Origin of the sequence: Pseudomonas sp. SORT22, from assembly GCF_018417635.1 — a bacterium.
Classification (GTDB): Bacteria; Pseudomonadota; Gammaproteobacteria; order Pseudomonadales; family Pseudomonadaceae; genus Aquipseudomonas.
In genome coordinates this window covers 60447-78894 of record NZ_CP071007.1, presented here as the reverse complement: position 1 = coordinate 78894, position 18448 = coordinate 60447, and the positions used below count along the sequence as shown (strand labels likewise).

Genomic DNA, 18448 nt, shown 5'->3' with positions numbered 1-18448 from the left:
CTCGGCAAGCGGTGTCGTTTCCGTTTCAGTAACGGGAGTATATAATGCCCCAGATTTTGTGTGCGCATTATCCCAGCGTAGGAGGATGTGCACGGGGGCATCGGATTCAAGCTTGCGCATTAGAACGCAGTGCAGCCCCCAACCCTGAAAGGTCGTTCGCATGACGAAATGGCTGCTTGTTGTCGGTGTCTTGATACCGTTATTCAGCGCTCAGGCTACACAGGATCCCGAGGCGTTGTACAACCGCACGTGTGCGGCTTGTCACGCCGGGCAGCTGCCACAGGCACCGAAAGCGGGTGATCGTGCGGCTTGGGAGCCAAGACTGGCGAAGGGTATGGAGATACTGGTGGTGCATGTCACCCAGGGTTTCAAGGCTATGCCAATGCGTGGATTGTGCATGGACTGCAGTGCCGAGGACTACCAGGCGATCATCCAGTGGATGAGCCGGAGTCCCGATACATAACTCTTTCACCCTTAGCCGTAGTTGGATTAGCTGATGAACAAACTACTCGTGAGTCTGCTGTTGACCTTGGGCATCACCGGTGCAGCCAATGCCGCAGAGCCTATCAAAGGGGATGCCGCTGCTGGTCAGGCCAAAACTGCTGTATGTGGCGCTTGTCACAATCCGGACGGCAATAGCCTGGCGCCGAACTTCCCGAAACTTGCAGGCCAGGGTGAGAAGTACCTGGAAAAACAATTGCACGACATCAAGTCGGGCAAGCGCACCGTGCTGGAAATGACCGGCATGTTGGCCGCCTTCAGCGACCAGGACCTGGCCGACATCGCCGCCTACTTCTCCAGCCAGAAAGGCAGCGTTGGCGCGGCTGATCCGAAGCTGGTCGAGCGCGGTCGCGCGCTGTTCAATGGCGGCGACGTCGAAAAAGGCCTGCCGGCCTGCACCGGCTGCCATTCGCCTAATGGCGCAGGCATCGCCCTGGCCGGTTTCCCGCACCTGGGTGGCCAGCACTCCAGCTACGTAGCCAAGCAGCTGACCGACTTCCGCGAAGGCAACCGCACCAACGATGGCGATGCCACGACCATGCGCACCATCGCCGCCAAGCTGAGCAACAAGGACATCGAAGCACTGTCCAGCTACATCCAGGGTCTGCATTGATCCGTGCTTTAACGCTGGGTTAATACTGCGGCGCAAAGATGAAAAGGGTGGCTTCGGCCGCCCTTTTTTGTGCCCGCTGCCGTTACACTAACGAACTCGGGCCAGCCTCGGCCTGTCCTACGACCGGTCGCGCCAAGGCGACTCAATAGACTGCTCAGGAGTAAAGCATGCGTAATCTGATTCTCGGCGCCGCGCTGGTCACCGCCAGCCTCTTCGGCATGACTGCCCAGGCCGCCGAACCGGTAGCCTTCGACCAGTATACCGAGCTGAGCAACCCGGTTCCGGTGTCGGTCCCTGGCAAAATCGAGGTGGTCGAGCTGTTCTGGTATGGCTGCCCGCACTGCTACAGCTTCGAGCCAGTGGTCAACCCGTGGGTCGAGAAGCTGCCGAAAGACGTCAACTTCAAGCGCATTCCGGCCATGTTCGGCGGCCCTTGGGATGCTCACGGGCAAATGTTCCTGACTCTCGAAGCCATGGGTGTCGAACACAAGGTTCATGCTGCCGTGTTCGAGGCGATCCAGGTTCAGCGCAAGCGCCTGACCAAGCCGGAAGAGATGGCTGACTTCCTCGAAACCCAAGGCGTTGATCGCGCCAAGTTCCTCGCCACCTTCAACTCTTTTGCCATCAAGGGCCAGGTGAAGCAGGCCAAGGACCTGGCGAAGAAGTACGGCATCACCGGCGTACCGAGCATGGTCGTCAACGGCAAGTACCGCTTTGACCTGGGCACCGCCAAAGGTCCGCAGGGCGTGCTGAATGTCGCTGACTACCTGATCGCCAAGGAGCGCGCCGCTAAGTAAGCGGCGCCAGCCATGCGCCGCTGGAGAACCGAGCGAGGCGTTGGCCTGTGTGATCCGCAGGTCAATGAACATCACCTGCAGGCTAACGGCCTGCCAGAGGACGGCCGGCTGCGGCTGCTCAGTTTCAACATCCAGGTCGGCATCAGCACCGAGCGTTACCGCCATTACCTGACCCGTGGCTGGCAGCACCTGCTGCCGCACACCGGGCGGGCCGGCAACCTGCAGAAAATCGGCGACCTGCTCGCCGACTTCGACCTGGTTGCCCTGCAAGAGGCCGATGGCGGCAGCCTGCGCTCAGGCTACGTCAACCAGGTTGAGCACCTGGCCCAGCTCGGCGCCTTCCCTTACTGGTACCAGCAGCTCAACCGCAACCTCGGGCGCCTGGCCCAGCACAGCAACGGTGTGCTCAGCCGCCTGAAGCCGCAACTGCTTGAGGACCACCCGCTACCCGGCCCGGCTGGCCGCGGGGCGATCCTGGTGCGTTTCGGCGAGGGTGAAGACGCCCTGGTGGTGGTAATGATGCACCTGGCCCTGGGTTCCAAGACCCGCGCCCGGCAGCTTGCCTACATTCGCGAACTGATCGGCGGCTACCGCCATCAGGTTTTGATGGGCGACATGAACACCCATGCCACCGACCTGCTAGAGCACTCGCCGCTGCGCGACCTGGGCCTGATCGCGCCCCAGGTTCAAGCCACCTTCCCCAGTTGGCGGCCGCAACGCTGCCTTGATCATATTCTGCTCAGCCCGAGCCTGACCCTGGAGCGGGTCGAGGTTCTGGCCCAGCCTATTTCCGATCATCTACCGGTCGCGGTTGAGATTCGTTTGCCTGATGCCCTTGCTGTGGATACGCTGCCCGCTTTGAGCTAATTGCCATTACCCTCTGCGGACCCAGGCATGACCGACGAAGCCCAGCGCTGGAAAGAAAAATACCTCAAGAGTATCGAACAGCAAGAGAAGCTGGAGCGCCGTTGGGAGGCTCGTCTCGACCTGTTGCGCCGTGGTCTGGTGCGCAGCACGCTGGCCGCCGAAGGCAGTGACCGCGCGGTGGACCAGTGCATGAAGGAAATGCGCGAGGTGATCCGCACCGACAACATGGACGCCGCCCTCGCAGGCTTGATCCCGCGCCTGGAAAAGGCCGTGCTCGATTCCGAGCAGCGCCGGGAAACCCGAATCGCCCAGGTCACCACCGCCCTCACCTCACTGGTCAGCCAACTGCAAACCCTGCCCTTGCCCAGCGACGTCAGCCGGCCGCTGAAAAAGTTCGCCAAGCAGGTCGAGGCCCGCGCCAGCCAGTCGCGCGAGATGCCCCTGCTGCTGGGAGAGTTGAGCGGCTTGCAGGGCCAGGCGCTGTCGGCGCTGGAGCGGCCTGAAGAAGCGCAACGCCCGGGTTTGTTGCAGCGCCTGTTCGGTAATCGCGACGGCGAGCCGGAGGAAGCCCTGCAACCGGCTCTCGCCGTTGCGGTACCGGCGGCAACTGAGGTCAGAGAACAGCCCGTGGCCGTGGCGCCCGAACCCGCCGCTGTCGATGTTGATGAGCTGCAGCCCTTGCCGGTTGCTGCAGAGGTCGTTGCCGAGGCGTATGAGTCTGCAGCCGTGGAGCCCCAAGCCAGCGCGCAGCCGCAGTTTGAAGGTACATCCGAGCCTGAGCCGGTTGCCGAGCTGCCAATCGAGCCAGCAGCTGAAGCTGAACTGCCAGCGCTAGCCGAGCCGGTCACACTGGACTCCGAGCAGGATGTACTGGCCTTGCTCGAGCACAGCCCGGACGAGCCGCAGGCTGACCTGGCAGAAGCAGAGCCGGTAGATGACGAAGAGGCCCAGTTCGCCCTGCCCGACGGCACCGAGCCCACCTATAGCTCGGTTGCGGCGCATATCGAAGACACCCTGCTCGGCCTGCTCGACGACCTGACCCTGCCCGAACGCCACAAGGCCCAGGCGCAGTCGATGCGCGAGCGCCTGGAGCACGGCCTGAACTGGTACGAGCTGCTGCCGGTGCTGGATGACCTGGCGGTGCTGATGCTGGCAATCAACGACAGCGGCCAGCACGAGTTCGAAGCCTACCTGCAGCAACTCAACGAACGCCTGGAGTCATTCCAGAGCCACCTGCACGAAGCCAGCGCAGGCCATGCCGACAACACCTCGGCCGCCCGCGACCTCGACAGCCAGCTGCGCGAGCAGGTCGATGGCCTGCAAAGCAGTGTGCAGGGCGCGGCCGACCTGGGCAGCCTCAAGCACATCCTGGAAAACCGCCTCGAAGGTTTGCTCGGCACCATGGACGAGCACCAGCAGCAGCGTGACCAGCGCGAGCAGGACATGGCCAGCCGTCTGCAAGGCTTGGCCGAGCGGGTGGCGAGCATGGAGCAGGAAGCCCTGGGCTACCGCGAGCACCTTGAAGAGCAGCGCCAGAAAGCCCTGATTGATCCGCTCACCGGGCTGCCCAACCGCGCCGCCTGGTCGGAGCGGGTCGATCAGGAAGTGCTGCAATGGCAGGAAAGCGGCGGCCATCTGTTGATGGCGATCCTCGACCTCGATCATTTCAAGCGTATCAACGACAGCTACGGCCACCTGGCCGGTGACAAGGTTTTGAAAATTGTCGCCAGCGTGCTGCGCAAGCGCCTGCGCAGCCAGGATTTCATCGCCCGCTTTGGTGGTGAGGAGTTTGTTTTGCTGATCCCGCAAACCTCGCTGCCAGCTGGCTGTCAGCTGGCGGAAGCTCTGCGGGCAGCCATCGAAGCCTGCCCGTTCCACTTCAAGGGCGAGCGGGTGACCATTACCCTGTCCATAGGCATCAGCGCGTTTCGCAGCGGTGAGCGCAGCGAGGTGGTGCTCAAGCGGGCAGACGAAGCGCTGTACCGGGCGAAACATCTTGGTCGAAATCGCGTCGAACAGGGCTGAGTGGCAAGGGCGAGGATACGTTAAGCTTACGCTTTGCAGACTCTCATCACAGTGCCCTCTTCATGAAAGCGTTTTTCACCGCCCTCCTGCTGCTGACGCTGGCAGGTTGCACCAGCGGTTTGCGGATCGACCGCAGCCATACTTCGGTCAACCAGGACGAACGCATCCAGTTCGTCGTCCTGCATTACACCAATGCTTCGCTGGAGCGTTCGCTGAACTTGCTCACCCACGGCGAAGTCAGCAGCCACTACCTGATCGGCGACTCGCCGGCCACTGTCTACCAGCTGGTGGACGAGAGCCGACGTGCCTGGCACGCCGGTGACAGCCAGTGGGATGGCCGCACCTGGCTCAACTCCACCTCGATCGGCATCGAGATCGTCAACCCCGGCTATACCGACACGCCGACCGGGCGGGTCTGGCACCCGTACACCGAGGCGCAGGTCCAGGCGCTGATCGTCCTGCTCAAGGACATCGTCAAGCGCAACAACATCAAGCCGCGCTACATCATCGGCCACAGCGACATCGCCCCGCTGCGCAAGCTCGACCCGGGGCCGATGTTCCCCTGGAAGCGCCTGGCGGACGCAGGCCTTGGGGTCTGGCCGAATGCCCAGGCCGTGGCCCAGCAGCAGGCGTACTTCAGCGTCAATCCACCGAGCATCAGCTGGTATCAGCAGCAGTTGAAGCGCTTCGGCTACGCCATCGAGCAAACCGGCGAGAATGATGTCAGCACCAAGCACGTGCTGGCAGCCTTCCAGATGCGCTTTCGCCCGCAGCGTTTCGATGGCGTGCCGGATGCCCAGACGGCGGCCATGTTGCAGGTGCTCAACAGCCGTCGTTGAGCCCCCACCGCCCAACGGGCAGGCTGACTTGACTGGCAGTTGCTATACCTCTTGGTATTCAACTGGATAATTATTGATGTCAGCTGCCCTCTCGGTGTTGCGCCATTTGCTCTATCGTCCCTGGTTACTGGCCACACTCGCGGCTACGGCCAGCGCGATCCTGCTGCTCATGGCCAGCGTCGGTGTGGCCATGCACCAGATGCAGCAAAGCGAAATCGAGCAGATGAACGCCAAGGGCGAGCGCTTTCTGGTGCGCCTGGAGCAGATCTTCGGTCAGCTGCGCGAAGGCGTCGATCAATTGCAGTCGCAACCCGTGCGCGGGTGCGATGCCAGCATGCTGACGGCTTTGCAGCAGGTCGCCTTCAATTATCGCTTCGTTTACGAAGCCGCTTACGTCGATGGTAATGTTGCCTGTTCCAACCGGGTTGGCGAGCGCACCATCAACCCGCTGCGGCCTGCGGATATCCAGGGCCCGACCTATAGCTACTGGCTTAACACTACCACCGAGCCGGATGACAACCTGGCGGCGCTGATGCTGGGCCGGGGCAAGTTCCTGGTCGCCACCTCTCGCGGGCACATCACCGACGTGGTTGACCTGCCGCCCGAAGGCAGCCTGCTGGTGGTGCTCGACAACGGCACACGGGCGGTACCGGTTCTGGGCCCGCCGCAGGTCTGGCCGCCGTCCGCCGATTGGCCGCCGGCCTCAAGTGGTTCGCTGCTGGAGCTCCCGGATCGGCTGATCTACCGCATGCCGACCAAGTCACCGGACTATCAACTGGTGCTGATCGCGCCCAGGGCCAGCATGCCGCTGAAGATGAACGGCATTCTCTGGCTGTTGTTCCCCGGTAGCCTGGTACTGGCCTGGTGCATTGGCTGGCTGGTGTTACAGCTGATTCGCCAACGTCGCTCGATGAGTTCGGAGCTGCAGGGCGCGCTGCGCCGGGGCGAATTGCAGGTGCTTTACCAGCCTATTTTCGAGCTCAACAGCCGCCGCTGTGTCGGAGCCGAAGCACTGGTGCGCTGGCGTCGCTCGGATGGCACGCTAACCAGCCCGGACCTGTTCATCCCGTTGGCGGAGAACACCGGGCAGATCCGCCAGATCACCGATTTCGTCCTGCAGCGGGTGCTCGAGCAACTCGGCCAGTTGCTGCGCGCCAACCGCCAGCTGTACATCTCGGTCAACCTTGCCGCTTGCGATGTGATGGTGCCGAGAATCGGCCGGGTGGCGGCACGCCTGCTGGCCATGCACCACGTGGCGGCCAGCCAGATTGCCTTCGAGGTTACCGAGCGTGGGTTGATCGATGTGGTGGTGGCCCGGGACAACCTGCAAGCCTTGCGCGCGGTCGGGCACCAGGTGTTGATCGATGATTTTGGTACTGGCTACTGCAGCCTGGCCTACCTGCAAACCTTGCCGGTCGACTGCCTGAAGATCGACAAGGCCTTTATCGATGCTCTGGGCCATGACGCAGCCAGCAGCGGCGTGGCCCCGCACATCATCCGCATGGCCCATGCCCTGCAGCTAAGGGTGATTGCCGAAGGCATCGAGTACGAAGACCAGGCCCTGCTGCTCAATAGCGAAGGGGTCAATTATGGCCAGGGCTGGTTGTTCGCCCATCCGCTCAATGCACGCCAGTTCATCGAGCTGATCACCCGCGGCCGGCGGCTCGGGCCCCGGCGCATCGACGACGAAGCCTGAGCCGCAGGCGATTCAGACTGGCAAGGCCATATAGAACTGAGTGCCTTGCCCGGGCCGCGAGTACACACCCATGCGCCCGCCGTGCAACTGGACAATCTCCTTGCACAGCGCCAGGCCCAGGCCGGCACCGCCCTTTTTGCGTCCGACCTGGACGAAAGGTTCGAAGATTCTGCCCTGCTGGCCGTAGGCAATGCCCTCGCCGTTGTCTTCGATGCTGATAATCACCCGCTCGGCGTGGCGGCGTGCATGCAAGCGGATGCGCCCGGCGGTTGGCGTATGGCGCACGGCGTTGTCGAGCAGGTTGTCCATGACCCGGTCCAATTGCGCCGGATCGGCCTGGATACGCGGTAGCGGCGCAGTCAGCTCGACCTGCAGCTCTATCTGTTTGTCGTTGGCCGCGGCGGCAAAGCGTTCGCAGGCCCGGCCGAGCAGTTCGTCGATGGCGCAGGGGGTCAGGTCGAGTTTTTGCAGGCCGCTCTGGTAACGAGAGAAGTTCAGCAGGTCGTTGATCAGCTGGTTCAGGCGCTGCATCTCTTCGCCGATGGTGTCGGACAGATCGGCTTCCCGCGAGCCGGGGGCAAACTTCAGACGTTCGCGCAGCAGGCCGAAGGCCATGTGCATGCCGGTCACTGGCGTGCGCAGTTCATGAGACGCGCGCAGGACGAACTCGCTGCGTACCCGTTCGAAGGCACGTTGCTCGGTGACATCGTGCAGCACCATCACCGCGCCGAGGATTTGCCCTTGTGGGTGGCATACCGGCGTCAGGCTGTAGGAAAGCAGCCGGGTTTCTTCATCTATTTCCAGGCTGAGGTCGTCAGGCACGCGGTCGAGGGTGCCGCCGCGCAGTACCAGGCGCAGTTGCTCGTCCAGCTCCGGGCGTTGCAGGGCATCGCCAAGGCCTGTGCCCAGACGCGCATCTTCCCAGCCCAGTTGGCGCTGGGCGACCGGGTTGAGATGCTCCAGATGACCCTGGCGATCGATGATCAGCAGGCCGTCGTCGATACTGTCGAGCACCGCCTGCAAGCGCTGCTGGCCGGCCAGCACTTCGTCGATGTTGGTTGCCTGATGTTTGCGCAAAGCCTCGGCCATCAGGCCAAAGCGGCGGGTCAGCTGGTTCAGCTCCAGGGCGTGGGACACCGGCAGGGTGACCTCGAAGTTACCTTGGCCGATCTGGTCGGCCGCCTTGGCCAATGCTTCGATCGGCTGGCCGACCCGGCGGGCGATACCATGGGCGGTGACAAAACCGAGAATCAATACTGTCAGGCCCACCAGGCCGAGCAAACCGCCAATCAGCAGGGCGCGGTCATGGGCTTTCTGCTCGCTTTCATTAATGTGCTGCAAAGCGCGCTTGTGCGATTCGACCAGGTCGCTGCGCAACAGGTTGAAGGCATGGCCCAGGGGCTGGTCGGCGCCCAGGCTTTTCGAGGTTTCAGCGCTGCTGCGGTAAGCCTGCAAGAAGGCCTGGTAGTCGAGGTTGGCCTTGGCAAAACCCTGGTCGCCCGGGCTTTCGTCGTCATGGTTGATGCCTTCGTCCAGTAGTTGCTGGAACTGGCGTTGCAAGGTTTCGAGGGCCGGTTTGTCCGGGGCGTCATCCAGCAGCAGGGTCAACTGCTCGCCCAGGTTCTGCCGCAGCTTCAGGCCCAGGTCGAGGGTTACCGAGTTTTCCCGCACCAGCGCCTGTTGCGCGCTGGCCATCTGCAGCACGCTGACCAGGCCCAGCAGCAAGCCGAACAGGGCGACGGTGATCAGCGCCGAAATGCTGAGGAAAAGCCGCGTGCGCAGCTTCATCGCCAGTTTCATAAGTTGTACTGCTTGCGCTTGCGGTACAGGGTCGAGGCGTCGATTCCGAGGGTCTTGGCGGCCTGGTCGAGGGTTTCGCTGGTGGCCAGCACCGCACCGATATGGGCGCGTTCCAGTTCATCCAGGCTCAGCGCCGCGCCAATGCGCGGGGCATTGCTGGCCGGTTGTTCGGCCATGCCCAGGTGGCTGATTTCGACGCGCTCCTGGGCACAGATGATGCTCGCCCGCTCGACCACGTTGCGCAGTTCGCGGATGTTGCCCGGCCAGCGGTAGTTGAGCAGCGCGGCGCGGGCCTCGTCGCTGAAGGCGCGGGCCGGGCGCGAGTATTCCTTGACGAAGCGGGCAAGGAAGCGATCGGCCAGGGTGAGGATATCTTCACTGCGCTCGCGCAGGGGCGGCAGGTGCAGGGTGATGACGTTCAGGCGGTACAGCAGGTCTTCGCGAAAGCGCCCTTCGCGGACCATGTCCTCGAGGTTGAGGTTGGTCGCGGCGAGAATTCGCACGTCGGCGCGGCGGGTCACCGGGTCGCCGACGCGCTCGTATTCCTTGTCCTGGATAAAGCGCAGCAGCTTGGGCTGCAGGGTCAGTGGGAAATCGCCGATTTCATCAAGGAACAAGGTCCCGCCGTCAGCCTGGTTGACCCGGCCCAGGGTGCTTTCGCTGGCGCCGGTGAAGGCACCACGGCTATGGCCGAACAGCTCGCTTTCCATCAGCTCGGCAGTCAGCGATGGGCAGTTGATGGTCACGCAGGCCTTGCGCGCGCGCTTGCTCCAGCCGTGAATGGCGCGGGCCAGTTCGCCTTTACCGGTTCCGGACTCACCGAGAATGAGGATGTTTGCGTCGGTGGTGGCGACCTGGCGGGCGGTTTCCAGCACCACCATCATGGCCGGGCTGTGTGAGTCGAGGCCGTCCTTGGGCTTACGCACTTCGCCTTCCAGCGCTTCGAGGCGCGCCGACAGCTGACGGACTTCCAGTTGCTTGGCGGTGGCCAGGCGCAACTGGTCCGGGCTGCAGGGCTTGACCAGGTAATCGGCGGCGCCGGCCTGGATCGCATCGACCGCTGTGTCGACCGCCGAATGCGCGGTGACGATCACCACGCGCATCCATGGCGCCTGGATACGCATCTGCGCCAAAACATCCAGGCCGTTGTCTTCGCCCAGGCGCAGGTCGAGGAAACACAAGTCGAAGACTTGCCGTTGCAGCAGGGTTTCGGCCTGCGCCGCGCTGTTGGCGGTGGCAACGCTGTAGCCTTCATCTTCAAGACAGTAACGAAAGGTTCGCAGGATGGCGGACTCATCGTCGACCAGCAGAATACGGCCTTGATGTTCCTGGGCTGACTCCATTTCCTACGCTCCTTTGAGAATGATCTAGGTTAGTGTCGGAAAAATCGGGCAAGTTGCATGGTTCATTCTGATTCATTCCGTTGCCTGCATGGTAGCCGTTCGCCCAACACTTATCTAACTCACTGAAAAATCAGCGGTTGTTTATCCGCAAGGAACTGGCACGAGTACTGCGAAGACAAAAGACTCTGAGCCCTCGGAGGTTTTCTCATGTTCGCGCCCTATCCGTTGGCAGTCGCCACTGCCCTGTTCCTGCTGCTGCCGATGGCCAGCAGCGCCGCCGAATCACCGGCTTCCAGCGTGCAGCAGGCGCGCCAGGAAGGCGCCTTGCAAACCGCCCTGGCGCTCAACCGCTTGCTCAACCCATACAAGATCGAGGTCAGGGTCGAGGGCAGTACGGCGCATTTGCGCGGCGAGGTTGAGAACCAGGTCGAGCGCCAGCTGGCCGAAGCCGTTGCTCTGGCCACCCGCGGCATCGAAGCGGTGCAGAACGACCTCAAGGTCAATGCCGAACTGGTCGAGCAACCTTTGGAGCGGCGCGCCTATGCCCAGCGCCTGGAAGACGCGACCCTCGCTTCGATCATTCGCGCGCGTCTGCTGTGGAGTACCCACACCCAGGCAGCACCTATAGAAGTCGACAGCCGTGAGGGCGTGGTGACCCTGCGCGGCCAGGTCAGTAGCGCCGAAGCCAAAGAGCTGGCGGGGGTACTGGCCAGCTCCACCGAGGGCGTTTACCTGGTCAACAACCTCATCAGCCTGAGTGCGGCCGATCTGGCCAGGCAGCGCGAAGAGCGCCAGCAACAGGTGACCGATCCGCAGCTCAGCGACGCCTGGATCAATGCCAAGGTGCAGACCAGCTTCATGTACAGCCGCAACCTCGATGGCCCGAACATCAAAGTGGCGACCCAGGATGGCGTGGTGCGGTTGTCCGGCGAGGTGGTCAGCAGCGAACAGAAGACCATCGCCATCGAGGTCGCCCGGCAGATTCGCGGCGTGCGCGGGGTGGATGCCGACATGCTCAAGGTAGCAACCAAGGTGCAGGGCTGATCATGCAAAACGCACGAACGCTTGAGCCCGATCGTGCAGGATACGTTTTAGGCTGAACCGATGTATGTACATAAGTTGTTGATTTATAAGGATAAAAAAATGTTTCAAAGGCTGGCATGCAGGCTGCAATGACTACATCAAGTCAACAATAAAAGCAGCAGGAGGAGCACGGCATGAACCGCCAAACCGCCACCCTAGTGCAGGTTTCTTCGCTTCAGCTGCGCCAGGGTCTGTTTTTCAGCCTGGCGCTGCTGCTGACCCTGATTGCCGGCCAGCTCTACAACAGCTGGGAAACCGCGCGCAGTGCCGAGCAGCTGGCTGCCCAGGCCGCGCTGGTGGCGCAGGTTCAGGCACAACGCCCGGTAGCTGCGCTGCAGGCCAGGGTCGCACTGTCTACGCCGGTGACCACTCCTGCCGTTGTCGACACTGCTGCACCACGTGATCGCTGGGTGTTTTAACCGAGCACCCAAGGACCTCTTCCAAAAACGGTAAGGAGAATCACCATGTTGAGTTGGGCCATCACCTTCCTGATTATCGCCATTGTCGCTGCCGTGCTGGGCTTCGGTGGTATCGCCGGCGCCGCTACCGGTATCGCGAAGATTCTGTTCATTATCTTCCTGGTGCTGTTCGTGGTGTCCTTCTTCTTTGGTCGCCGCGGTAGGGGCTGAGTATGAGCACAACGCTAGGCAGAGCCCTGGTTGCCGTCCTGATCATGGGCGGCAGCGCAGCGGCAATGGCGGCCAATGACGGCCAGGTCCGGGCCAACCAGATTCTTGGCTCGGACCCCGAATACCGGGAAACCTGGCAGGACGTGGTCAAAAACGAAGAACGCTTGCCCGAATGGGTCCTCAACCTGAGTGGTACTTCCGAGCAACAGATGTCGGCGGTTGAGGAAGATGGCGACAAGTATCTGGTCGGACCGTTGTGCGAATCCGAGCGGAAGTGCCTGAACAAGCGTCTGATTGTCGCCTTCAGTTGGGACAAGGACGAAGCCTACGGAATGCTGGTAGAAGTGCCCGAAGGCCTGCCGTCCGACAAGTCGCCCACACGCCACGCCGACTACCGTTGGCTGGGCAAGCCGGACGAAGGCATGCAGGCCCTGCTCAAGGAACAGCTCAAGCGTGATCCGAACTGGTACTGAGGTGTTGCTCACACTTCTGTACATATATAGAAGCTGAACCTTTTTTCATTTCAGGCTTCTATGCTGCGCCGCCCGAGGAAGGCAGGCGCATGACCAGGGGGCCGGGCTGCTCTGATTGTTTCAGGATCGGAGGGGCCTAGGGGTACAGGGAGTACCTCCGATGAGGGCCGGGTCAGGTGAAGCGGTAGCGGAAGTTGCGGGTCGGACAACTGCCTTCAGGCAGAGGTGTCCGACCGGACTTCCGTAGCGCTCTTTACGGCGATCGCTTTTTCCCCCGCAACAAATTCGTTTTTCCTACCGAAGCTGTCGACGCATATTTTTGCCCGACCGTACATCGATATTTTTTCGCCTCGCCGTCCTGGCAAAGTCGCTGCGATTTCACCCATTCGGATTGTCGAACAAAGCCCTTTGTCACTCGGGCGCATACCTCTATATCGGCCGGATTATGGCGCTTTGGCCATCGTCGGATTTCCGAACGGTAGGCGAATAACCCATTGTGACGTACGTTTTGGCCGATAAACCTCATGCCGATTCGGCATGGGGTAGTCGTTTACGGCATTAGACGGAGCCCCCCCACGTGGGAATAGTTGCGCCTTTTTTCGCTGGCCTGAGCGTTCCTACGCTCGCTTGCGGTGACCTTTTACGGTGCCATCGGTAGATAACAAGAAACGATACGGATTGCTGGCAACAGCTCTGGGTCGCGGTTATCAGCCTGGTGGCCGTTTCCACTTGAAGAAAAGGTAACGACATGAAGAAGGCAAAGCTAAGCCTCGCCTGGCAGATCCTCATCGGTCTGGTACTGGGGATTGCAATCGGCGCTTTACTGAACCATTTCAGTGCAGAAAAGGCATGGTGGATCAGTAACGTCCTGCAACCTGCCGGTGACATCTTCATTCGCCTGATCAAGATGATCGTCATCCCGATCGTGATTTCGTCGCTGATCGTGGGTATCGCCGGGGTTGGCGATGCGAAAAAACTCGGCAGTATCGGCCTCAAGACCATTATCTACTTCGAGGTGGTGACTACCATCGCCATCGTCGTCGGCCTGGTCCTGGCCAACCTGTTCCACCCGGGCGCCGGCATCGACATGAGTACCCTGGGTACCGTCGATATCTCCAAGTACCAGGCCACGGCGGCCGAGGTTCAGCATGAGCATGCGTTCATCGAAACCATCCTCAACCTGATCCCGTCGAACATCTTCGCAGCGCTGATGCGCGGTGAGATGCTGCCGATCATCTTCTTCTCGGTGCTGTTCGGCCTGGGCCTGTCGAGCCTGCAGGCAGACATCCGCGACCCGCTGGTGAAAACCTTCCAGGGCGTCTCCGAAGCCATGTTCAAGGTCACTCACATGATCATGAACTACGCGCCAATCGGTGTGTTCGCGCTGATCGCGGTGACCGTCGCCAACTTCGGCTTCGCCTCGCTGCTGCCGCTGGCCAAGCTGGTGCTGCTGGTGTACTTCGCCATCGCCTTCTTCGCCTTCATGGTCCTTGGCCTGATCGCCCGCCTGTTCGGCTTCTCGGTGATCAAGCTGATGCGCATCTTCAAGGACGAACTGGTCCTGGCCTACTCCACCGCCAGCTCCGAGACCGTGCTGCCGCGCGTGATCGAGAAGATGGAAGCCTACGGTGCGCCGAAAGCCATCTGCAGCTTCGTGGTACCGACCGGCTACTCGTTCAACCTTGACGGTTCGACCCTGTACCAGAGCATCGCGGCGATCTTCATCGCCCAGCTGTACGGCATCGACCTGTCGCTGAGCCAGCAGCTGCTGCTGGTGCTGACCCTGATGGTTACCTCCAAAGGCATCGCCGGTGTACCGGGCGTGTCCTTCGTGGTCCTGCTGGCCACCCTGGGCAGCGTCGGTATCCCGCTGGAAGGCCTGGCCTTCATCGCCGGTGTCGACCGCATCATGGACATGGCCCGTACTGCCCTGAACGTAATCGGCAACGCCCTCGCGGTTCTGGTTATCGCTCGTTGGGAAGGCATGTACGACGATGCCAAAGGCCAGCGCTACTGGAACTCGCTGCCGCACTGGCGCAGCAAGGAAGCCGTACCGGCTGGCAAAACTGCCAGCAAGTAAGCGCTAACCTGGCTGTACGAAAAGCCCCGACCTGGTCGGGGCTTTTTTGTTGGCTACATCGGGAGTAACTCGACGTTTATGGCGCGAAGCCAACCCGGCCCGCTATCATTTGCGCCATCTTTGGGGGGAACAACGGATGCTCAACGGCCTTTGGCTTGGTTTTTTCATTGTCGCGGCCATTTCGGCCATGGCCCAATGGCTGGTGGGCGGTAACGCCGGGATCTTCGCGGCAATGGTCGAAAGCATCTTTGCCATGGCCAAGCTTTCGGTCGAGGTCATGGTCCTGCTGTTCGGCACCCTGACCCTGTGGCTGGGCTTTTTGAAGATTGCCGAAAAAGCCGGCATCGTCGAATGGCTGGCCAAGGTCCTCGGCCCACTGTTTGCCCGGTTGATGCCGGAAGTCCCGCCCGGCCACCCGGCCCTGGGCCTGATCACCCTCAACTTCGCCGCCAACGGCCTGGGCCTGGACAACGCCGCCACGCCCATCGGCCTCAAGGCCATGCGCGCGCTGCAGGAGCTCAACCCCAGCTCGACCACGGCCAGCAACGCGCAGATCCTCTTTCTGGTGCTCAACGCCTCGTCGCTGACCCTGCTGCCGGTGACCATCTTCATGTACCGCGCCCAGCAGGGGGCGATGGACCCGACCCTGGTGTTCCTGCCGATCCTGCTCGCCACCAGCGCCTCGACCCTGGTCGGCCTGCTGTCGGTGGCGGTAATGCAGCGCCTGCGCCTGTGGGACCCGGTGGTGCTGGCGTACCTGATTCCCGGTGCGTTGCTGCTGGGCGGTTTCATGGCGTTTCTCGGCACCCTGTCGGCTACCGCGCTGGCGGGGCTGTCGTCGATTCTCGGCAACCTGACCCTGTTCGGCCTGATCATCCTGTTTTTGGTGGTCGGCGCGCTGAAGCGGGTGAAGGTCTATGAAACCTTCGTGGAAGGCGCCAAGGAGGGCTTTGACGTCGCCAAAAGCCTGTTGCCCTACCTGGTTGCCATGCTCTGCGCCGTCGGCGTGCTGCGCGCCTCAGGGGCGCTGGAGCTGGCTCTGGATGGTATCCGTCATGCAGTCGCGTGGCTGGGCTGGGACACGCGCTTTGTCGAGGGCCTGCCCACCGCGCTGGTCAAGCCGTTCTCCGGCAGTGCGGCGCGAGCAATGCTGATCGAAACCATGCAGACCCACGGCGTCGACAGCTTCGCGGCCCTGGTGGCAGCGACCATCCAGGGCAGCACCGAAACCACTTTCTATGTGCTGGCGGTGTATTTCGGCGCCGTCGGCATCCAGCGCGCCCGCCATGCGGTGGGTTGTGCGCTGCTGGCCGAGCTGTCCGGGGTGATCGCGGCGATCTTCGTCTGCTACTGGTTCTTCGCCTGAAGCTGATCGGCCTGGTTTACCGTCCAGTCGACCAGTTGCTTCATCAACTGGTCGCTGGCTGAGCCGAAGCCGCTGACTACCGCGGCTACCTGCTTGTCGCTCAACGGCTGGCGTACTTCGAAGCGCTGGCTGGCAAGGATGCGCTGGCTACGGCCCTGCACCAGGCGGGCGTCGTAGCGGATCACCACAGCCAGGCCGTCGGCGCTGTACTCGCTCTGGAAGGCCTGCAGTTCGCCGGCAATTTCATAATCGCTTTGCAGGTTGCTGTCGTCGGCGCTCAGGCGCTGCACGCGGTCGTCACGCTGGAAGGCATCGAGCATGCGGTTGCGCAGCAGGGTCGGTGCCGGGTCGCTCCAGCGCGCGCCCTTGTAGCTGCTGATCAGGTTGCCCTGCGGCACCACGGCGATGCGCGGGCTGTTCAAGGCATCACTGGCGATTGGCTTATTGATCCGCAGCGACCACGGCGCGCTCTGTGTCAGCGAGCGGGTGCTTTGCGCCGAAGGCAGGCGATAAACATCGGCAGGCTCGGCCTGCGGCAGGATCGAGCAGGCGCTGCCCAGGCTCAGTGCAGTGGCCAGGGCCAGGTAGCGACAGGTACGGCTCATGGCTCGAACTCCTTGTTTTTGTCACGGCCCAGCAGGTAGCCGCTGGGGTTGGCTTCCAGGCGCTGGGAAATGCCCTTGAGCGAGGTCAGGGTGTCGCGCAGCTCGCGGATGGCCGGCGCCAGCTGGTTGAAGCCCTGGGCGCCGCCATCGATGGCTTCGCGGTTGTCATTGAGCAGCTTGTTGATGGTTTCGGTGCTTTGCGCCAGCGACTGCATGGCTTGTTCGGCACTGCCGAACATCTGCTTGCCCTGGTTGCTGAGCAGTCCGTTGGCGTTGCGCATCAGCTCGCTGGTCTGTTCGAGCATGGCGCCGGCCTGCTTGCCGACCTGGGCCAGTTGCTGGATGCCCTCGCGAATGTCGCCACGCTGGTCGTTGAAGGCGCCGGTGGTCTGTTCAAGGTTGCTCAGGGTGTTGCTCAGGCGGGTGACGTTGTCTTCGGAGAACAGCTGGTTGGCGTTGTGCACCAGGGCGTTGATGTTGGTCATCAGGTCGCTGCTGTCGTCCAGCAGTCGGGCAATCGGCGATGGCGAGGCGACGATAACCGGCAGTTTGCCGTCCTTGCCCTTGAGCTCCGGGCTTTGCGGCGTGCCGCCACTGAGCTGGATGAACGAGGTGCCGGTGATGCCGGTCAGGGTCAGCTTGGCCAGGGTGTCTTCCTTGACCGGCGTATCGGCGCTCAGGCGCACCTGGGCCAGGACCCGGCGCGGGTCGTTGGGGTCCAGGCGCAGGCTGGTGACGTCGCCAACCTTGATACCGCTGTACTGCACCGAGCTGCCCCGGGACAAACCGGACACGGCCTCGTTGAACACTACTTGGTAGTCCTTGAAGGTGCTGTCGACACTCGACTTGGTCAGCCACAGGCCGAACAGCATGGCGCCGGCCACCACCAGCACGGTGACCAGGCCGATCAGGACATGATGTGCACGGGTTTCCATCTCAGAGCTCCTTGGGCGCTGTAGCGGCCTGATACGCCGCGCGGCCACGCGGGCCATGAAAATAATCGTGAATCCAGGCGTCGTCGGTGTCTTCGACCTCGGCGATAGGCCCGGCCACCAGCACCTTCTTCTGCGACAGCACGGCGACGCGGTCGGTGATGGTGTAAAGGGTGTCCAGGTCGTGGGTGATCAGGAACACGCTCAAGCCCAGGGCGTCGCGCAGGGTCAGGATCAACTGGTCGAAGGCCGCTGCGCCAATCGGGTCGAGGCCGGCGGTGGGTTCGTCGAGGAACAGGATGTCCGGATCCAGCGCCAGCGCCCGGGCCAGGGCCGCGCGCTTGATCATGCCGCCGGACAGCGACGAGGGGTATTTGTCTGCCGCCGAAATCGGCAAGCCGGCCAGCGCCAGCTTGACCCCGGCCAGGTGCTCGGCATCGGCGCGGCTCAGGCCTGCGTGTTCGATCAGCGGCAAGGCGACGTTCTCGGTGACAGTCAGCGACGAGAACAACGCGCCCTTCTGGAACAGCACGCCGAAACGCCGCTCGACCAGCGAGCGTTGCTCGTCGCTGGCGCTGCTCAAGTCCTGGCCGAACACTCGCACCTGGCCTTCGTTGGGTCGGCGCAGGCCGACGATGCTGCGCAGCAACACCGACTTGCCGCTGCCCGAGCCACCGACCACGGCGAGGATCTCGCCGCGGTAAAGGTCCAGGTCGAGCTGCTCGTGCACGCTCTGGGTACCGAAGCGGTTGCAGATGCCGCGGGCCTCGATCACCGCTTCACGTGGCTTTGTGTGGAT

The 18448-nt window shown here is 62.4% G+C and carries 18 protein-coding genes; 13 read left to right on the top strand and 5 right to left on the bottom strand.

The genetic code is table 11. The features are described 5' to 3' along the window. Nucleotides 1-160 precede the first annotated feature (160 nt). The 7 genes from JYG36_RS00310 to JYG36_RS00280 all read left to right on the top strand — a co-directional run bounded on the left by JYG36_RS00310 (nt 161) and on the right by JYG36_RS00280 (nt 7338). Nucleotides 161-463 carry a c-type cytochrome gene (locus JYG36_RS00310; RefSeq protein ID WP_045200664.1) on the top strand — a complete coding sequence of 101 codons (303 nt, stop codon included), beginning with the start codon at nt 161-163 and terminating at the stop codon, nt 461-463. Between the two features lie 33 nt (nt 464-496). Beyond that, entirely contained in the window at nt 497-1114 is a 618-nt protein-coding gene (locus tag JYG36_RS00305) for a c-type cytochrome (RefSeq protein ID WP_045200661.1), read from the top strand. 167 nt (nt 1115-1281) lie between these two features. Continuing rightward, nucleotides 1282-1911, top strand: a complete 630-nt coding sequence (dsbA, locus tag JYG36_RS00300; protein WP_213602806.1) for a thiol:disulfide interchange protein DsbA — start codon at nt 1282-1284, stop codon at nt 1909-1911. Between the two features lie 12 nt (nt 1912-1923). Further along, nucleotides 1924-2778 carry an endonuclease/exonuclease/phosphatase family protein gene (locus JYG36_RS00295; protein WP_045200657.1) on the top strand — a complete coding sequence of 285 codons (855 nt, stop codon included), beginning with the start codon at nt 1924-1926 and terminating at the stop codon, nt 2776-2778. A 27-nt stretch (nt 2779-2805) separates the two neighbouring features. Next, nucleotides 2806-4803, top strand: coding sequence for a GGDEF domain-containing protein (locus tag JYG36_RS00290; RefSeq protein WP_213602804.1), 1998 nt, complete (start codon nt 2806-2808; stop codon nt 4801-4803). 62 nt (nt 4804-4865) lie between these two features. After that, nucleotides 4866-5642, top strand: coding sequence for an N-acetylmuramoyl-L-alanine amidase (locus JYG36_RS00285; protein WP_045200653.1), 777 nt, complete (start codon nt 4866-4868; stop codon nt 5640-5642). Between the two features lie 76 nt (nt 5643-5718). Next, nucleotides 5719-7338 carry an EAL domain-containing protein gene (locus JYG36_RS00280; protein WP_045200651.1) on the top strand — a complete coding sequence of 540 codons (1620 nt, stop codon included), beginning with the start codon at nt 5719-5721 and terminating at the stop codon, nt 7336-7338. A 12-nt stretch (nt 7339-7350) separates the two neighbouring features. On the opposite strand, the gene JYG36_RS00275 is transcribed toward JYG36_RS00280, so the two are convergent. Beyond that, on the bottom strand, nt 7351-9138 hold the full coding sequence (locus tag JYG36_RS00275; RefSeq protein WP_249744385.1) for a KinB sensor domain-containing domain: 1788 nt from the start codon (nt 9136-9138) through the stop codon (nt 7351-7353). Then, nucleotides 9135-10481 carry a sigma-54-dependent response regulator transcription factor AlgB gene (algB, locus tag JYG36_RS00270; protein ID WP_038997810.1) on the bottom strand — a complete coding sequence of 449 codons (1347 nt, stop codon included), beginning with the start codon at nt 10479-10481 and terminating at the stop codon, nt 9135-9137. The genes JYG36_RS00275 and algB overlap by 4 nt, the downstream gene beginning before the upstream one ends. 207 nt (nt 10482-10688) lie before the next feature. Between algB and JYG36_RS00265 the strand changes: the two genes are divergently transcribed. The 6 genes from JYG36_RS00265 to JYG36_RS00240 all read left to right on the top strand — a co-directional run bounded on the left by JYG36_RS00265 (nt 10689) and on the right by JYG36_RS00240 (nt 16112). After that, entirely contained in the window at nt 10689-11525 is an 837-nt protein-coding gene (locus JYG36_RS00265) for a BON domain-containing protein (protein WP_213602802.1), read from the top strand. Nucleotides 11526-11698: 173 nt separating this feature from the next. Beyond that, nucleotides 11699-11983 (top strand): hypothetical protein, encoded by a 285-nt coding sequence (locus JYG36_RS00260; protein ID WP_093377582.1) that lies wholly within the window; start codon nt 11699-11701, stop codon nt 11981-11983. A 45-nt stretch (nt 11984-12028) separates the two neighbouring features. Next, a complete protein-coding gene (locus JYG36_RS00255; protein WP_010222609.1) occupies nt 12029-12193 on the top strand; it encodes a DUF1328 domain-containing protein in 165 nt (54 codons plus the stop codon). Between the two features lie 2 nt (nt 12194-12195). Then, nucleotides 12196-12666 carry an inhibitor of vertebrate lysozyme family protein gene (locus JYG36_RS00250; RefSeq protein WP_213602800.1) on the top strand — a complete coding sequence of 157 codons (471 nt, stop codon included), beginning with the start codon at nt 12196-12198 and terminating at the stop codon, nt 12664-12666. A 748-nt stretch (nt 12667-13414) separates the two neighbouring features. Next, nucleotides 13415-14746 carry a glutamate/aspartate:proton symporter GltP gene (gltP, locus tag JYG36_RS00245; RefSeq protein ID WP_195885386.1) on the top strand — a complete coding sequence of 444 codons (1332 nt, stop codon included), beginning with the start codon at nt 13415-13417 and terminating at the stop codon, nt 14744-14746. A gap of 136 nt (nt 14747-14882) precedes the next feature. Beyond that, nucleotides 14883-16112 carry a spore maturation protein gene (locus tag JYG36_RS00240; protein ID WP_093377573.1) on the top strand — a complete coding sequence of 410 codons (1230 nt, stop codon included), beginning with the start codon at nt 14883-14885 and terminating at the stop codon, nt 16110-16112. On the opposite strand, the gene JYG36_RS00235 is transcribed toward JYG36_RS00240, so the two are convergent. The 3 genes from JYG36_RS00235 to JYG36_RS00225 are packed head-to-tail and all read right to left on the bottom strand — an operon-like array spanning nt 16094 to nt 18448. Then, a complete protein-coding gene (locus JYG36_RS00235; protein ID WP_213602798.1) occupies nt 16094-16717 on the bottom strand; it encodes an ABC-type transport auxiliary lipoprotein family protein in 624 nt (207 codons plus the stop codon). The two genes, JYG36_RS00240 and JYG36_RS00235, sit on opposite strands and share 19 nt — an antisense overlap. Beyond that, complete coding sequence (locus JYG36_RS00230; protein ID WP_213602796.1) at nt 16714-17652, bottom strand: MlaD family protein; 939 nt, start codon at nt 17650-17652, stop codon at nt 16714-16716. Before JYG36_RS00230 ends, JYG36_RS00235 begins: the two co-directional genes overlap by 4 nt. A 1-nt stretch (nt 17653) precedes the next feature. After that, nucleotides 17654-18448: an ABC transporter ATP-binding protein gene (locus tag JYG36_RS00225; RefSeq protein ID WP_176794308.1), complete on the bottom strand. Its 795-nt coding sequence runs from the start codon at nt 18446-18448 to the stop codon at nt 17654-17656.

Bases quoted from the DNA above. Each gene is read 5' to 3' on its own strand.
- JYG36_RS00250 (WP_213602800.1), top strand. From the start codon at position 12,196: ATGAGCACAACGCTAGGCAGAGCCCTGGTTGCCGTCCTGATCATGGGC.
- JYG36_RS00280 (WP_045200651.1), top strand. From the start codon at position 5,719: ATGTCAGCTGCCCTCTCGGTGTTGCGCCATTTGCTCTATCGTCCCTGG.
- JYG36_RS00265 (WP_213602802.1), top strand. From the start codon at position 10,689: ATGTTCGCGCCCTATCCGTTGGCAGTCGCCACTGCCCTGTTCCTGCTG.
- dsbA (WP_213602806.1), top strand. From the start codon at position 1,282: ATGCGTAATCTGATTCTCGGCGCCGCGCTGGTCACCGCCAGCCTCTTC.
- JYG36_RS00255 (WP_010222609.1), top strand. From the start codon at position 12,029: ATGTTGAGTTGGGCCATCACCTTCCTGATTATCGCCATTGTCGCTGCC.
- algB (WP_038997810.1), bottom strand. From the start codon at position 10,481: ATGGAGTCAGCCCAGGAACATCAAGGCCGTATTCTGCTGGTCGACGAT.
- JYG36_RS00260 (WP_093377582.1), top strand. From the start codon at position 11,699: ATGAACCGCCAAACCGCCACCCTAGTGCAGGTTTCTTCGCTTCAGCTG.
- JYG36_RS00230 (WP_213602796.1), bottom strand. From the start codon at position 17,652: ATGGAAACCCGTGCACATCATGTCCTGATCGGCCTGGTCACCGTGCTG.
- gltP (WP_195885386.1), top strand. From the start codon at position 13,415: ATGAAGAAGGCAAAGCTAAGCCTCGCCTGGCAGATCCTCATCGGTCTG.
- JYG36_RS00305 (WP_045200661.1), top strand. From the start codon at position 497: ATGAACAAACTACTCGTGAGTCTGCTGTTGACCTTGGGCATCACCGGT.
- JYG36_RS00240 (WP_093377573.1), top strand. From the start codon at position 14,883: ATGCTCAACGGCCTTTGGCTTGGTTTTTTCATTGTCGCGGCCATTTCG.
- JYG36_RS00290 (WP_213602804.1), top strand. From the start codon at position 2,806: ATGACCGACGAAGCCCAGCGCTGGAAAGAAAAATACCTCAAGAGTATC.
- JYG36_RS00285 (WP_045200653.1), top strand. From the start codon at position 4,866: ATGAAAGCGTTTTTCACCGCCCTCCTGCTGCTGACGCTGGCAGGTTGC.
- JYG36_RS00295 (WP_045200657.1), top strand. From the start codon at position 1,924: ATGCGCCGCTGGAGAACCGAGCGAGGCGTTGGCCTGTGTGATCCGCAG.
- JYG36_RS00275 (WP_249744385.1), bottom strand. From the start codon at position 9,138: ATGAAACTGGCGATGAAGCTGCGCACGCGGCTTTTCCTCAGCATTTCG.
- JYG36_RS00235 (WP_213602798.1), bottom strand. From the start codon at position 16,717: ATGAGCCGTACCTGTCGCTACCTGGCCCTGGCCACTGCACTGAGCCTG.
- JYG36_RS00310 (WP_045200664.1), top strand. From the start codon at position 161: ATGACGAAATGGCTGCTTGTTGTCGGTGTCTTGATACCGTTATTCAGC.